This is a genomic window from Ruegeria sp. CK3, from assembly GCF_056536565.1.
Map to the genome: position 1 here is coordinate 103624 of NZ_JBQFPV010000009.1, position 13520 is coordinate 117143.

The 13520-nt window shown below is 57.5% G+C and carries 13 protein-coding genes; 6 read left to right on the forward strand and 7 right to left on the reverse strand.

What is annotated here, in order from left to right; all coding sequences use genetic code 11:
- Positions 1 to 104 precede the first annotated feature (104 nt).
- Together ACR0C3_RS14905 and ACR0C3_RS14910 are read right to left on the reverse strand one after the other, a co-directional pair.
- Positions 105 to 806, reverse strand: coding sequence for a response regulator transcription factor (locus tag ACR0C3_RS14905; protein WP_170720213.1), 702 nt, complete (start codon positions 804 to 806; stop codon positions 105 to 107).
- The gene (locus ACR0C3_RS14910; RefSeq protein WP_480759364.1) at positions 806 to 2671 is read right to left on the reverse strand and encodes a PAS-domain containing protein; all 1866 of its coding nucleotides are present in this window, start codon (positions 2669 to 2671) and stop codon (positions 806 to 808) included. The genes ACR0C3_RS14905 and ACR0C3_RS14910 overlap by 1 nt, the downstream gene beginning before the upstream one ends.
- A 252-nt stretch (positions 2672 to 2923) precedes the next feature.
- Between ACR0C3_RS14910 and ACR0C3_RS14915 the strand changes: the two genes are divergently transcribed.
- Genes ACR0C3_RS14915 through ACR0C3_RS14930 form a run of 4 tightly spaced genes read left to right on the forward strand, consistent with a single transcriptional unit; the run spans position 2924 to position 6839 of the window.
- The gene (locus ACR0C3_RS14915; protein WP_480759181.1) at positions 2924 to 4048 is read left to right on the forward strand and encodes an MlaE family lipid ABC transporter permease subunit; all 1125 of its coding nucleotides are present in this window, start codon (positions 2924 to 2926) and stop codon (positions 4046 to 4048) included.
- 1 nt (position 4049) lies between these two features.
- Positions 4050 to 4856: an ABC transporter ATP-binding protein gene (locus ACR0C3_RS14920; RefSeq protein WP_170639677.1), complete on the forward strand. Its 807-nt coding sequence runs from the start codon at positions 4050 to 4052 to the stop codon at positions 4854 to 4856.
- 13 nt (positions 4857 to 4869) lie between these two features.
- Positions 4870 to 6186, forward strand: a complete 1317-nt coding sequence (locus tag ACR0C3_RS14925; protein WP_170378326.1) for an MlaD family protein — start codon at positions 4870 to 4872, stop codon at positions 6184 to 6186.
- Positions 6183 to 6839: an ABC-type transport auxiliary lipoprotein family protein gene (locus ACR0C3_RS14930; RefSeq protein ID WP_170378328.1), complete on the forward strand. Its 657-nt coding sequence runs from the start codon at positions 6183 to 6185 to the stop codon at positions 6837 to 6839. The genes ACR0C3_RS14925 and ACR0C3_RS14930 overlap by 4 nt, the downstream gene beginning before the upstream one ends.
- A gap of 3 nt (positions 6840 to 6842) precedes the next feature.
- On the opposite strand, the gene ACR0C3_RS14935 is transcribed toward ACR0C3_RS14930, so the two are convergent.
- Entirely contained in the window at positions 6843 to 8423 is a 1581-nt protein-coding gene (locus tag ACR0C3_RS14935) for an FMN-binding glutamate synthase family protein (protein WP_480759183.1), read from the reverse strand.
- Between the two features lie 265 nt (positions 8424 to 8688).
- Between ACR0C3_RS14935 and ACR0C3_RS14940 the strand changes: the two genes are divergently transcribed.
- Together ACR0C3_RS14940 and crcB are read left to right on the forward strand one after the other, a co-directional pair.
- Positions 8689 to 9057 (forward strand): fluoride efflux transporter FluC, encoded by a 369-nt coding sequence (locus ACR0C3_RS14940; RefSeq protein WP_480759184.1) that lies wholly within the window; start codon positions 8689 to 8691, stop codon positions 9055 to 9057.
- The gene (gene crcB / locus ACR0C3_RS14945; RefSeq protein WP_170467499.1) at positions 9054 to 9416 is read left to right on the forward strand and encodes a fluoride efflux transporter CrcB; all 363 of its coding nucleotides are present in this window, start codon (positions 9054 to 9056) and stop codon (positions 9414 to 9416) included. Before ACR0C3_RS14940 ends, crcB begins: the two co-directional genes overlap by 4 nt.
- 8 nt (positions 9417 to 9424) lie before the next feature.
- Here crcB and ACR0C3_RS14950 read toward each other — a convergent pair whose 3' ends face one another.
- From ACR0C3_RS14950 to ACR0C3_RS14965, 4 genes are read right to left on the reverse strand one after another with little or no spacing between them, the layout of a single operon-like run.
- A complete protein-coding gene (locus ACR0C3_RS14950; protein WP_419741360.1) occupies positions 9425 to 9751 on the reverse strand; it encodes a cytochrome o ubiquinol oxidase subunit IV in 327 nt (108 codons plus the stop codon).
- On the reverse strand, positions 9744 to 10376 hold the full coding sequence (locus ACR0C3_RS14955; protein WP_170659089.1) for a cytochrome c oxidase subunit 3: 633 nt from the start codon (positions 10374 to 10376) through the stop codon (positions 9744 to 9746). The genes ACR0C3_RS14950 and ACR0C3_RS14955 overlap by 8 nt, the downstream gene beginning before the upstream one ends.
- The gene (locus ACR0C3_RS14960) at positions 10373 to 12460 is read right to left on the reverse strand and encodes a cbb3-type cytochrome c oxidase subunit I (RefSeq protein WP_480759185.1); all 2088 of its coding nucleotides are present in this window, start codon (positions 12458 to 12460) and stop codon (positions 10373 to 10375) included. Before ACR0C3_RS14960 ends, ACR0C3_RS14955 begins: the two co-directional genes overlap by 4 nt.
- On the reverse strand, positions 12457 to 13419 hold the full coding sequence (locus ACR0C3_RS14965; protein WP_480759187.1) for a cytochrome ubiquinol oxidase subunit II family protein: 963 nt from the start codon (positions 13417 to 13419) through the stop codon (positions 12457 to 12459). The genes ACR0C3_RS14960 and ACR0C3_RS14965 overlap by 4 nt, the downstream gene beginning before the upstream one ends.
- Positions 13420 to 13520 lie beyond the last annotated feature (101 nt).

A 13520-nucleotide genomic window follows, 5' to 3' on the forward strand; every position in this document is an offset into this window, starting at 1 on the left:
CCCTCGGTCGTCGAGGTCGCTCTAGTTAATCAGGACAAGCCCGAGTTTCCAGCCCGCCCGTGCAGATATCCTTGAAGCAGGGTCAAATGCGCGCACCGGGACTTTCAGTGCCAGACCACATCGCCCAGGAAAATATAGCCTGCGCCATAGATCGTTTTGATCAATCGCGGGTTTTTGGGATCTTCGCCCAACTTGGTTCTGAGACGGGATATACGCACATCCATTGCACGATCAAAGCTCTCGCCAGCCGCGCCGCCCAAAGTTTCCTGCATTTGGGCGCGGCTGATCAGCCGTTTTGGGCTTTCAAGGAACAAACGCAGCACTTCACCTTCTGCATGGCTGAACGCGGTTTCTGCACCGTTTTGATCCTCGAGAACATATCGGTCAAAATGCGCGACCCAACCGTTGAAACTGGCCGTCTCCGAATGCGCCGCCTGCCCCTTAGGAGCCCGCAACCGCGCCCGCACACGGGCAACGACCTCGGCGGGGTCGAACGGTTTGGTTATATAGTCGTCGGCCCCGAGCTCTAGCCCGGTGACCCGATCCTGCACCTGCGCGCGGCCTGAAATGATAATGACGGCTGCGCCCTGTTCCAAGGCAAGGCGATGCACCAGCGCCAATCCATCCGTATCCGGCAGGGACAGATCAACCAGACATACATCGGGCGTAACACGGTTCAACGCGGCCTCGAATTCTCGGGCACGTGAAAAGCTCTGGGTTCGAAAACCTGCGTCTTGCAGGGTCTCCGTCAGAATATGGCGAATCTCGGGTTCATCATCGAGAATGGTCACCAACGGTTGAGTCATCACGCAGCCTCGGTTCGGATCAAAGCCGAAAGTTGTTTGGGAGTGAACGGTTTGTGCAAGACGGGCACCCGACCGATCGCCCGCTTCAACACAGGATCAGTCGATGGCAACGACGTCATCAAGATACATGGCAGCCGGGGTTTGAGACGCTCCATCAGGTCCAGCCCGGTTGCCTCCCCTTCCAACCGGATATCGGAAAGGACCAGAACAATGTCATCCAGTTCGCTCACCAGCGTCAATGCCTCGTCGACCGAGGTTGCCTCGATGACCGAAAACCCAAGCTCGATCAGCATGTCGCGAAACTGGAGGCGTAAGTCCTGATTGTCTTCGACCAGAAGAACCAGCCCGCCGCGCATGGGGGGCGCAGGACGGTAGGGAAGCCGCAATACCACCGACGCACCCGAAGGCGTGTTCTTCAGGCTCAGGTCCCCTCCGGCCAGTTTCACCGTGTCATAGACCATTGGCAAACCAAGTCCGGACCCGTCGCTGCCTTTAGTGGTGAAAAACGGATTGAGGGCTTTGTCCAGCGCCTCGGGCGAGAACCCCGGCCCGGTATCAGAGACCGTAATCTCAACCCAAATCGCGCCAATCGCATGGGCGCTGATGGTGATCTGACCGTTGTTGCCGCAAGCGTCGCGCGCATTCAGGACCAAATTCAGCAAGGCATCCTGCACCATGCCCGGGTCCAGCATCAGGGCCTGGTCCGGCAGAGTGTTGACCACCGACAGCCCCACCCCTCGCGGCAGAGAAGGTGAGGCGAGAATGCGCAGATCCTCAAGCAATTGCAGCATATCTGTTGCTTTGGGCTGCGGCGTCCGGTTCCCCGTCATATCCGCGATCCGGTTCAAAAGCTGCCCGCCGCGCTGCGCGGTTTGACGGGTCGCCGCAATCAGCTCATGCGCTTCATCGGGCAGGTTCATTTTGTCCAGCCGCCCCTGCATCCCCAGAATGATGGTCAACAAGTTCGAAAAATCATGCGCCAGCCCGCTGGTCATCTGCGCGGCCATCTCGCGGCGGCGGGTTTGTTGCAACGCGACTCGGGTTTGGGTTTCCTCGGTGATGTCCACGGACATGATGTAGACGCCACCTTCCCCATCGGGGGTAAAGGACACGCGAATGCGGCGGGAATCCTGTTCTTCCGTGAACTCGAAAACGGACGTTTCGCCGCCATAGGCTTTTGACAGATGCGGCTCGACTCGTGAAAAAGCGTGTAAGCCAAGGGCGTCGGAGATCTGCAGCCCTAGAATATCAGATGGGCGACCCGGCAGCACCGAGCTGAGCCGCCGGTTTGAGTAATCGTAGCGCCCATCGACATCGAGATGCGCGATATGGGCGGGCATCATCTCGGTCGTCATGCGCGTGCGGGCTTCGATCTCGGTCAGTTCGCGCTTGGCCTCCTCTAACGCGGCGATGGTGGCGGCAAGCTTGCGATTGGTGGCCGAAAGTTCCTCGGTATGGCTGAGCAGCTGGTCCGAAAGCTCCTCGGATCGGGCGCGCAGCAAGTTTTCGGCGCGTTTCGTGCCTGTGATATCTGTGTACACTGCAACCCAACCACCCTGCGGCAGAGGCGATCCCTCAACAGCGACAACCTGCCCGTTGGGGCGGACGCGCTCCATGTAGTGCGGCTCAAACGCCATGGCTTGCTCGACGCGTTGCTGCACCATTTCATCTACATCGCCCTCGGGCCCGTATTCTCCGCGGGTGACGAGGAAGTGAATCGTGTCACGAAACAACGCGCCGGGTTTCACGAGGTCGTCGGGAAGGCCGAACATCTCTTGAAAGCGTCGATTGCTGAGAACCAGACGCAGTTTGTTGTCATAGATCGACAGCGCCTGACCGATCAAATTCAGCCCGGCAGTCGTCATCGCTTTGATGCGCTTTTCGCTAACGGTCAAGATCGCCCTCCTTGCGGCCTATCCGTAGCATCAGATTTAGACTTGGTGTAGAGGCGAACGCCCAGCCGGTTATTTTGTCCCAAAATCTGCAAGCAGGTACGCGCCAAACAACCGTGGCGTGCAAGCTGCAAGTGTCGCAGCCGCGCAATCCCAGATTTGTAAATCCGGCGACAAAGGCATACAACCATTGCAGATTCAGGCTTTTTTGCATCACATACAGATATGAGCAGCCCAACCATTTCTGCCGAACACGAAAGCGATGGCACCCGGATCCGCATTGCAGGCGAAATGCTGACGCAATTGCTTGCTCCGGTCGAGGGGCCTTTTGCAGGCATTCAGCCAGAGGGCGGGCATGTCACGCTGGATCTGTCGGATGTGGAAGCATTGGATACAAGCGGCGCGTGGTTGGTTGCGGATCTTGCCAAGCGGTTCACGACGGCTGGCGCGCAACTGGAATTCCGGGGTGTTCAACCGGCACATGCCGCACTGATCGAGACCGTATCGCAGAACATCCCAGACCATCCCGGAAAACTGGCCCCGCCTCGCAATGCCGTGGATTGGGTCGCCAGCGTGGGTCAAAAAACAGTTGGCGCGTGGACGGACACGCTCTCGATCCTGGGGTTCCTAGGTCTAACGCTGCATCGGCTTGGGCGCACACTGGTCATGCCCTGGCGTTTGCGCAGAGCTGCCCTGTTTACACATATGGAGGAAACCGGGTTCAAGGCTCTGCCCATCGTGGCATTGATGGGGTTTCTGATCGGCGTTGTTCTGGCCTTTCAGGGGGCCACGCAACTGAAACAATTCGGTGCCGAGATTTTTGTGGTCGAGCTGATCTCGATCTCGGTACTGCGAGAGCTTGGGATCCTTCTGACCGCTATTATTGTTGCCGGTCGGTCGGGGTCGGCCTTTACCGCGTCAATCGGGTCGATGAAGGTGCAGGAGGAAATAGACGCCATGCGCACTCTGGGCTTGGACCCAATCGAGGTGCTGGTGGTGCCGCGTGTTCTGGCCCTGTTGATCATGCTCCCGATTCTGGGCTTTGTCGCCGATTTGGCAGGGCTGTTCGGCGGTGGATTGATGAGCTGGATCGACCTCGGCATCAGCCCCGGCATGTTCGTCACCCGTTTGAACGAAAGCACGGATGTCTGGCAATTGGCCGTTGGGCTGATCAAAGCGCCCTTCTTCGCGTTGGTCATCGGCGTGATCGCCTGCTGGCAGGCCATGCAGGTTAAAGGCTCGGCCCAGAGCGTGGGTCAGCGCACCACGGCCTCGGTCGTGCAGTCAATTTTCATGGTGATCGCCATCGACGCCCTGTTTTCGATCTTCTTCTCTGAGATTGGGATCTGACATGGACGGCACGGTGCAACATCAGACCACTCAGGCAGACGCGCAACGCGAGGCGGTGATCCGCGTGCGCGGGCTTCGCAATCAGTTCGGGCCGCAGGTTGTCCATGACAATCTGGATCTCGATGTCTGGCGGGGTGAGGTCTTGGGCATCGTTGGCGGCTCGGGCACCGGTAAATCGGTACTACTGCGCACGATTGTGGGGCTGAACACGCCAGCGGCAGGCAGCATCGAGGTACTAGGCGTAGATGTCCTGAATGGACCCGAGGAAGATCGCCGCCGTATAGAACGCCACTGGGGCGTGGCGTTTCAGGATGGTGCGCTGTTTTCCTCGCTCACCGTTTTGCAGAACGTCATGGCCCCGCTGCGCGAACATACTGGCCTGAGCGAAAAACTGATGGAATCTCTGGGCGCATTGAAGATCAGCCTAGTGGGTCTGCCACAGCTGAGTTGCGGCAAGTTTCCATCCGAACTTTCGGGCGGGATGCGCAAACGGGCCGCGCTGGCTCGCGCCTTGGCCATGGACCCCGAGATCGTGTTTCTAGATGAGCCCACCGCTGGTTTGGACCCAATCGGCGCCGCCGCCTATGATGAGTTGATCCGAGAGTTGCAGCAGGCATTGGGCCTGACGGTTTTCATGGTCACCCATGATTTGGACAGTCTGTATGCGATCTGCGACCGCATCGCGGTACTTGCAGAAAAACGCGTACTGGTTGAAGGTCCGATAGAAGAGATGACCAAGGTCGACCATCCTTGGGTTCAGGAATACTTCACAGGCCCCCGCGCCCGCGCGGCACAGCAGAAGGGGTAAGGCAGGTAAGGCGATGGAAACCCGAGCGAACTATATTCTAATCGGAGCATTTACCCTTGCAGCACTATTGGGGGCTTTTGGCTTTTTCCTATGGCTCGCCAAGTTCGAGGTGACCCGCCAATACGCCTACTATGACGTGTTGTTCGACAACGTTTCTGGCCTGTCGGCCGCTGGCGGGGTGAGTTTCAACGGCCTTCCTGTCGGTCAGGTGATCTCATTAAATCTGGATGATGACGACCCCTCGAAAGTGCGGGTGAGGATTGAGGTCGATGCAGATATCCCCGTCACCGAAGACACGATCGCCCAATTGCAATCGCTTGGTGTAACCGGCGTTGGCTATGTCGAACTGACAGGAGGATCGACCACCGCCGCCCGTCTGCCGCAAAACAGCGTGATTAAAAGCAAACGCAGTACAATTCAGTCTCTGTTCGAAGGCGCGCCGAAGGTTTTGGATGAAGCCATCACACTGTTGCAAGAGCTGAACTCGGTCGTCGATGAAAAGAACCGCAAGGCCGTCTCGGATATTCTCGAAAACCTAGCCTCCGCCACCGGGCGTTTGGACAAGACCATGTCGGATTTTGAAACCGTTTCCGGCAATATCGGCGATGCGGCCAAGGATATCGGTGAGTTCACCAAACGTCTCGACCCGCTGATCGCTGCGGCTGAAACCACGCTTCAGACCGGAAACGAGACGCTGCAATCAGTCAAAACGGCGGCGGACTCGGCGACAGGCGCGTTGGATGAAGCCAAAACAACCTTGACAACGGCAAACAGCGTCATGGCCGAAGACATCAAGCCCTTTATTCAGCGCGGCTCGGAACTGGCCGAGAACCTGACGCGGCTGTCAAATGAGGCCAGTGTCTCGCTAGGTGTGATCACCGAAACTGTGGCGAATGCCAACACCACGCTGGCGTCAATCACCACCGCGATGGACTCGACCAAAGGCGTATTGGCCTCGGCCGAGCGTGCCTTTGATACGGCCAACCGGGTGATAGACGAAGACGTGGCTCCCGTGGCTGAAGACATCCGCAAAGCGGCCAATCAGGTGACCGAGACCGTCTCAAACATCACCAATAAAATCGACGAGATCTCGGACGACGTCCTCAGCGCCTCGAACTCAGCGAAGGAGCTGCTGGGAACGGTCGACAAGATCGTACAAGACAACAGCCGGCAGGTGTCGAACTTCCTACGCGTTGGCCTGCCTCAATTCGTCCGTTTTGTCGAAGAGGCGCAGCGGCTGGTCATTTCCCTCGACCGCTTGGCTGACAGAATAGAACGCGACCCGGCACGGTTCCTGCTGGGCACCCAAGCATCGGAGTTCCGTCAATGATTAGGACCCTGTTTCTGACCCTGTCTTTGACGTTGCTGGGGGCCTGCGCCGGGCTTGGTACGCTGCGACAGGCCTCAAAACCCAACAACCTGTATCTGCTGACACCCAAAAGCACGTTTTCTTCTTCGCTGCCCCGGGTCCAAAAGCAGATCGTCGTGCAAGAGCCGACGGCGACGGCCGCCGTCAACACCGACCAGATCGCCATTCAGCCCACTGCGCTTCAGGTGCAATACCTGCCGCAAGCGCGCTGGGTCGATCGCGCGCCGCTGATCGTGCAGGCGCTGATGGTCGAGAGCTTTGAGAACTCGGGCAAGGTTGCTGCGGTGGGTCGATCCACAGTCGGTCTGCGCGCGGACTATGTCATTCAACCGGACTTGCGTGAATTTCAGGGTCTTGTCGTATCGGAAACTGAGGATTCCACGTCGGTAAGGGTCGAGGTGCGGATGAACATCAAGATCATCGACGAGTTCGAAGACAAAATCATCGCCTCAAGCTCATTCCGCGAATATGTCGTCTCGGCCAGCGATCAGACCCCTGATCTAGTAGAGGCCTTCGACATCGCGCTTGGCAAAACCATGCGCGATGCCGTTGAGTGGAGCGTGCGTAAAATCCACTCGCACGCGGCCAACAATCCCCGACCGTCTTTGCAATAGACCCTAGAAATGCTGGGCAGACGCGCGGTTCCAATCGTCGGCAAATTCGGCTGGAATAGCGTCCGACAGCAATGCGCCTTCTTCAAGGATTGTGTGCATTTGCGCGTAGGAATGCTCCCGCTCGTCGGCGGTCCGGCGCAGGATGTCACGGGGGTGAAGCTCGGCCACGGTTGATTTTCCCATCGCGCCCAACAATTCGCGAAAGCTCTCCAACGTGGCATCGTGATAGCGATGTACCCGCTTGCGTTTTTGCGGCACGTTTACCGCCCGCCCCCGGATCGGGTCCTGGGTCGCCACACCGGATGGGCAGCGGTTGGTGTTGCAATGCAGCGCCTGAATACAACCAACCGCAAACATCATGGCACGCGCGGCGTTGCACATATCAGCCCCCAGTGCGAATTTTTCGACCAGATCGTAGCCTGTGGCCACTTTGCCCGAACAGATGATGCGAATTTTGTCACGCAGACCCACGCCTTTCAGACAGTTGTTCACGAAAATCAACGCCTCGTTCAGCGGCATTCCAAGACGGTTCGTGAACTCGACCGGAGCCGCCCCCGTGCCCCCTTCGGAACCATCAATGGTGATGAAATCGGGCAGGATCCCTGTCTCCAACATTGCCTTGCAGATTGCCATGAATTCGGACGGGTTGCCGATGCACAGCTTGAAGCCGACCGGTTTTCCGCCTGACATCTCACGCAGGTGTTGGACGAATTCGAGCAGCTCGGTCGGGCCGTCAAAGGCCGAATGAACCGGCGGAGAAATGACGTCCTGATGCTCTGGCACGCCTCGGATCTCAGCAATCTCTTTGTCGACCTTGGCCGCGGGCAGTACCCCGCCATGCGAGGGTTTAGCCCCCTGAGACAGCTTGATTTCGATCGCTTTGACCACGTCCTTAGTGGCCTTTTCTGCAAATTTATCCTTGTCGAACCCGCCGTCGGGGGTCCGACAACCGAAATAGCCGGTGCCAATCTGCCAGATAATGTCACCGCCTTCGGCCAAATGATGCGGAGACAATCCGCCCTCACCCGTGTTATGGGCGAAACCGCCATCTTTTGCCCCACCATTCAAAGCCCGAATGGCGTTGGCGCTAAGCGCCCCGAAACTCATCGCCGAGACGTTCAGGCGCGACGCGCTGTACGGTTTTTCACATTGCGGCCCGCCCAACATGATACGTTCTTCGCTTTCATCCACGTGTTTGGGCGCCAGCGAATGATTGGCGCGGTGATAGCCTACGGTCGTGATGTCGTATTGCGTACCAAAGGCCTGAGTATCGACCTGACCTTTGGCGCGGGAGTAAATCAGGCTGCGTACGATCCGGTTGTAGGGACGACCGCTTTCGTTGGTTTCCACGAAATACTGACGGATCTCGGGACTGACGAACTCCAACATGTACCGGAAATGGCCCAGCACAGGATAGTTGTTCAGCACGTTATGCTTGGTGGTCAGAATGTCGTACATGCCGATCACCGCATAGGGGATCAGAATGATCAGGAGCCAATGCACCGGGTGCCAGACAAAGCCCAAAAGCAAAACCAGAGGCAAACAGACGAAGCTGAGAAAGTAGTAAAGCCTGCGTACAACCATTCCTGATCTCCTTGGGTGGGTTGTGTTGGAGGGCGGCGTAAAATCCATTCAGATCAAAACCGAAAATGCTGAATCAAAGTGAAACAGCTTGGCTTTTGATTGCAAGCCCCCAGACAGTTTGCAATCAAAGGGGACGCGTTTGTGAAATCGCGTTACGGGTTTGATCGATCTGATGTTTTAAGGCGCGACGCCTGACAGGCTGGCATTAAGGGCAGGCAGAGTGAACACGCAGAACTCTCAATCAGGTACCCAAGGCCGCGTCCTGATGTTTCTTGCCGTTTTTGTCGGCGGCGCACTGGGTTCTCTAGTGCGGGAGTTTTTTTCAGTAGAAATCCCGGGCGCTTCGGTCCTGACTGCAACGTTCGGGATCAACGTTTTCGCCTGTTTCGTCCTTGGCTGGCTGTATTCCATTCGCCATCGGGTTCACGCGCATGTTTTGCACCTCGGAGCCGTCGGATTTTGTGGTGGCCTGTCCACGTTCTCTTCATTCGTGGCCGAGCTTGAACGGTTGGCCGCAAACACGCTTGGGGCGGCAGCGACTGCGGCCGGGTTGGAAATTGCCGTTGGCCTGGGTGCCGCAATCGCTGGTGAATCCCTCGGGCGGCGTTTTCATGCAGGTCGGGGGTCCGTATGACGGATCTGTACCTGCATGCTCTGTTTGGCCTAGGCGGTGGTTTGGGTGCTGTTCTTCGTCATTGGGTGGCGTTGCGGATCACGCATGACCTCCCTCTCTCAACCTTGATAGTGAACGTGCTTGGCAGCCTGTTGCTTGGGCTGTGGCTGGGCTATCTGGGAGGCCCCGTCGACATGGGCGAGGAGGAAAAGCGATTGGTATTCGGCTTTTGCGGCGGGTTTACCACTTTTTCCAGCTTCGCCTATCAATCGCTAGAGCTGCGACGCAAGCAAACTCTGGCTCTGGCCGCAGGCAATATCGTCGTAAGCCTTGTAATGTGTTGGGGCGCGTTGTGGTTGGGTCTCGTCATAACACGCTGACGTACCGGCTACATTGCGTGCATGTGCATTCGAACCGCAAGGTTGCCCAAGATCCAGACCGTTCCGAGAATGATGATCAACAAAACGAGGGTCGAGAATAGGATCAGATCCAGATCCTCGCGGCTGCTGCGCCGACGATCTATGTGCAGGAAATAGACCAGTTGAAAGATCAGCTGCGCCAAACCCAACAGACCGATGGTCAGATACACTCCGGTCGTTTCAATACCAAATACCTGCGCAACGCCAAACATCGCAAGTGTTAAAAGCAGCGAGCCTCCGTAGCCGATGACATAGCGCCGCCGCTCGCGCCGGTGCATCTCGGAGCGTTTATCCATAGGTCAGACCTCCGAAATAGACGATTGTGATGATGCCGATCCAGATCAGGTCGAGAAAGTGCCAGAACAATGCAAGCCGCACGACGCGTGAGATGACCAGATCGGTCATGCCCATGACGCGCAGTTGAATGCCTAAAACAATCAACCAAACACAGCCTGCCGCTACGTGCAGCCCATGCAACGGCACCAGCCCGTAGAAGGCAGAAAGGAAGCCGCTGCGCTGCGGGATACCACCCTTCTCGACCATTGCCATGAAGTCTCGGATCTCCAGCACAAGGAAGCTGAGGCCCAGGAACAGCGTTACTCCGAACCACAGAATGATCTTTGACCGTGGCAGGTTGTATTTCAGAGCCAGCATGGCCAACCCGACGGTCAGGCTGCTGGTCAACAGGATCATGGTCTGCGCGAAGATGCTTTTGAGGTCGAACAGCTCGTGCGGGCCGGGACCACCCGCCTGCGCGTCGATCATCGTGATGTAGATCGCGAACATCAGGCCGAAATAGACCAGGTCGCTCATCAGGAAGACCCAGAAACCGAAGGTGACGACTTCGGACGCTTTGTGAGCGCTGGCATGGCGTTCACCGAGGTTGATGCCGGGGTAGCTATGGGTCGGGGCGCGTTTCATGTCACCGCCTCCATATCGGGTCGGGCAAGGCCACGGTTTTCAGTCGCCGTCTCGTGGTCGCGATCCACGGCGGTTTCGCTGTGAACCAGTGCGAGCCAGGCTTCGTGGTCTTTGCGGACCTCCTCGGCGGGGATGGTGATTTCGGTGCTGGTATCGAAGGTCCAGATGATGAAGGCAAGAATCATCGCAACCGTCATCAGCGCTGCCAGCCACCAGATCCACCAGACCAGCGCAAACATCCAGATACCGCTGGTCACGCAGAGGATGAACCCGATCCCGGTATTGCGCGGCATATCGATATCCTCATAGGCGTCAGGGGTGGGATAGGCCGAGCCGCGCTCTTTGGCGGTGGCGAAGTCATCCCGCGCGGTCACTTGCGGGATGATGAAAAAGTTATAGGGCGGTGGCGGTGCTGGGATCGACCACTCCAACGAGCGGCCATCCCACGGGTCGCCCACAGGAACGCGAGTTTTTTCGCGGTCGCGGATGCTGACCCAAAGCTGGACCAGAACCGATAGCAGCGCGGCTGTGATGACCAACGCTCCGACCACAGCGACGATCATATAAGGGTGAAAGCTCGGGTCCTCCCAACTGAACGACCGGCGTGGCATGCCCATTAGGCCGACAAAGTAGAGCGGCAGGAAGGTCAGCATGAACCCAATAGTCCAGAGCGCAACCGTCACCCTGCCCCACCCTTCATTTAGGCGAAACCCAAACGCCTTGGGGAACCAGTAGTTATAGGCCGCGAGCAAGCCAAACAGCACGCCTGGCAACAGTACATTGTGGAAATGCGCTACCAAAAACAGGGTGTTGTGGACCTGATAGTCAACGGTTGGGTTGGCCAGGATCACTCCGCTAAGGCCGCCAATCACGAACAGCATTAGGAAAGCCAGCCCATAGAGCATTGGGACCGAAAACCGGATACGGCCCCGCCAGAGAGTTGCCATCCAGTCATAAACTTTCACTCCGGTGGGAATGGCAATCAGCATGGTCGCGATGCCGAACACGGCGTTGATCAGCGCACTTTGGCCCATGGTGAAGAAGTGGTGCAGCCAGACGGTGAAGGACAGGACCGCGATGGACATGGTGGCAATCACCAGCGAGGTATAGCCATAGATGCGCTTGGCCGAGAAGGTCGCAAAGACCTCGGAATAGATGCCATAGGCGGGCAGTACGAGCAGGTAGACCTCGGGGTGGCCGAACAGCCAGAACAGGTTGGCGTAGTTCATCATGTTGCCGCCGAGGTCGTTGGTGAAGAAATGAAAATCCAGATAGCGATCAGCGGCTAGCAATAAGGCCGCGACCCCGAGCGGCGGCATCGCAAAGACGATGAGGATTGAGCTGCAGATGATCGTCCAGCAATACATCGGCAGCCGCATGAACGTCATACCCGGTGCGCGCAGCTTGTAGATCGTGACGGCAAAGTTGATCCCGGTCAGTGTCGTTCCGATTCCCGAAACGACTATTGCCCAGATCCAGTAATCGGGCCCCACACCAGGGTTGAACGCAGCCCCGGTATAGGGCGGATAAGCGGTCCATCCCCCGGTCGAGAACTCTCCGACCACCAGAGAAACCATCAGCATCATGCCCGCCGAAACCGTCAGCCCTAGGCTGATCTGGTTCATCACTGGAAAGGCGACGTCCCGCGCGCCGATCATCAGTGGAATGACGTAGTTCGCGATGCCAAAGACAAAGGGCACAGCAACAAAGAAAATCATGATCGTGCCGTGCGTGCTGAAGAGTTCGGCAAAATGCTCGGCCTCAAGAAAACCGTCGCCCGGTCCGGCCGCTTGTTGGGCACGCATGACAACGCCTTCCAACACACCTCGGGCCAGCATGACGATGGCAAAGACGATATACATGATGCCGATTTTCTTGTGGTCGGCGCTGGTCAGCCAGTCGCGCCACAGCGGCCCCCACAGCCGAAACCAGGACAGCAGAAAGACAACCGCTGCCGCTCCGACAAGCACAACGGCGGCGGCGGCATTGGCGACGATCTCATTTGCGTTGGGGTTCTGGATCAGTCCGGCAATGGGAAACGCGTCCCAACTGAGGCGGCCGAAGAAACCGGTGTCTGATGTCATTGGCCGACCCCCTGCCCATATGATGTCGTGCCCGGTTGCTGATCGTGCGGCAGGGCTTGGCCAGAGTGATAGCGATGCAAGATCGACTGAAACAAATCGCCGTCATCCAAGCGGAAATACAAGGCGTTTTCAGGCATATCTGAGGTTCCGAGGGCCTGCTGCACCTCATCCCGGTCCGAGCGCATGGCGACGGTCCTATACGTCGCGTCATCCAACACGATGCCGTTCCGGCGCACAGTTTCGACCCATGTGTCAAAATCCTCTGCCGACAGGGCAAGCGTTTCGAACTTCTGTTTCGTGAAACCGCGCCCATTGTATTGCGTATTCTCGCCCTGCATCTGTTCGGGTTGATCTGCGACTAAATGCAGCTGAGTGGTCATGCCCGGCATCGCGTAAATCTGCCCGGCCAAGGCAGGGATCATAAAAGACTGCATTACCGTGTCCGTCGTCAGAGTCAGAGCGATTTGCTGTTTGACGGGAATTCCCATCTCACCCACGGTCGCGATCCCCAGATCGGGATAGATAAACAACCACTTCCAATCGAGACCAACGACCTGAACCTGAACGGCAGGTTCATCCCCAAAGGGTGCCGCGTAAGGGTCCAGGCGATGGGTTGCTTTCCATAAGTAGATCGACAAAATCGTGACGATCACCACAGGAACGCCCCACATCACCATCTCGAGCCGGGGCGAGAAGTCCCAATCTGGCCTATAGGCAGCTGTACCGCCCTTCCGACGACGATATCGCAGCGCAATAAGCGGAACCAGAACAAGAACAGGCACAACAGCGATCAAAATCAACCAAGTTGCCCGCAAAAGATGTGCCTTCTGCACCGCCGCGATCGGCCCCTGAGGGTCCATGAAGCTGTCACTGGCGCCTGCGGTCCGGGCCGATGACACCACCACCACAAGGGCCATCAGCATCGCCGCCGATATGAGGGCCGTTCTGACCTTGGTCATAGGCGACTGTCCTCTTTCGCATCCGTTTCAGTGCAACTATCGACAAAGGCAAGAGATTTCTCAAGGCTTTTGATCGCAGCCTTCAAGCTGGCGCCAATGGT

Excerpts from the sequence above, each read along its gene's own strand:
- ACR0C3_RS14905 (WP_170720213.1), bottom strand. The coding sequence starts at position 806 with ATGACTCAACCGTTGGTGACCATTCTCGATGATGAACCCGAGATTCGC.
- ACR0C3_RS14960 (WP_480759185.1), bottom strand. The coding sequence starts at position 12,460 with ATGACATCAGACACCGGTTTCTTCGGCCGCCTCAGTTGGGACGCGTTT.
- ACR0C3_RS14930 (WP_170378328.1), top strand. The coding sequence starts at position 6,183 with ATGATTAGGACCCTGTTTCTGACCCTGTCTTTGACGTTGCTGGGGGCC.
- ACR0C3_RS14940 (WP_480759184.1), top strand. The coding sequence starts at position 8,689 with ATGTTTCTTGCCGTTTTTGTCGGCGGCGCACTGGGTTCTCTAGTGCGG.
- ACR0C3_RS14950 (WP_419741360.1), bottom strand. The coding sequence starts at position 9,751 with ATGGATAAACGCTCCGAGATGCACCGGCGCGAGCGGCGGCGCTATGTC.
- ACR0C3_RS14965 (WP_480759187.1), bottom strand. The coding sequence starts at position 13,419 with ATGACCAAGGTCAGAACGGCCCTCATATCGGCGGCGATGCTGATGGCC.
- ACR0C3_RS14955 (WP_170659089.1), bottom strand. The coding sequence starts at position 10,376 with ATGAAACGCGCCCCGACCCATAGCTACCCCGGCATCAACCTCGGTGAA.
- ACR0C3_RS14935 (WP_480759183.1), bottom strand. The coding sequence starts at position 8,423 with ATGGTTGTACGCAGGCTTTACTACTTTCTCAGCTTCGTCTGTTTGCCT.
- ACR0C3_RS14915 (WP_480759181.1), top strand. The coding sequence starts at position 2,924 with ATGAGCAGCCCAACCATTTCTGCCGAACACGAAAGCGATGGCACCCGG.
- ACR0C3_RS14910 (WP_480759364.1), bottom strand. The coding sequence starts at position 2,671 with ATGACGACTGCCGGGCTGAATTTGATCGGTCAGGCGCTGTCGATCTAT.
- ACR0C3_RS14925 (WP_170378326.1), top strand. The coding sequence starts at position 4,870 with ATGGAAACCCGAGCGAACTATATTCTAATCGGAGCATTTACCCTTGCA.
- ACR0C3_RS14920 (WP_170639677.1), top strand. The coding sequence starts at position 4,050 with ATGGACGGCACGGTGCAACATCAGACCACTCAGGCAGACGCGCAACGC.
- crcB (WP_170467499.1), top strand. The coding sequence starts at position 9,054 with ATGACGGATCTGTACCTGCATGCTCTGTTTGGCCTAGGCGGTGGTTTG.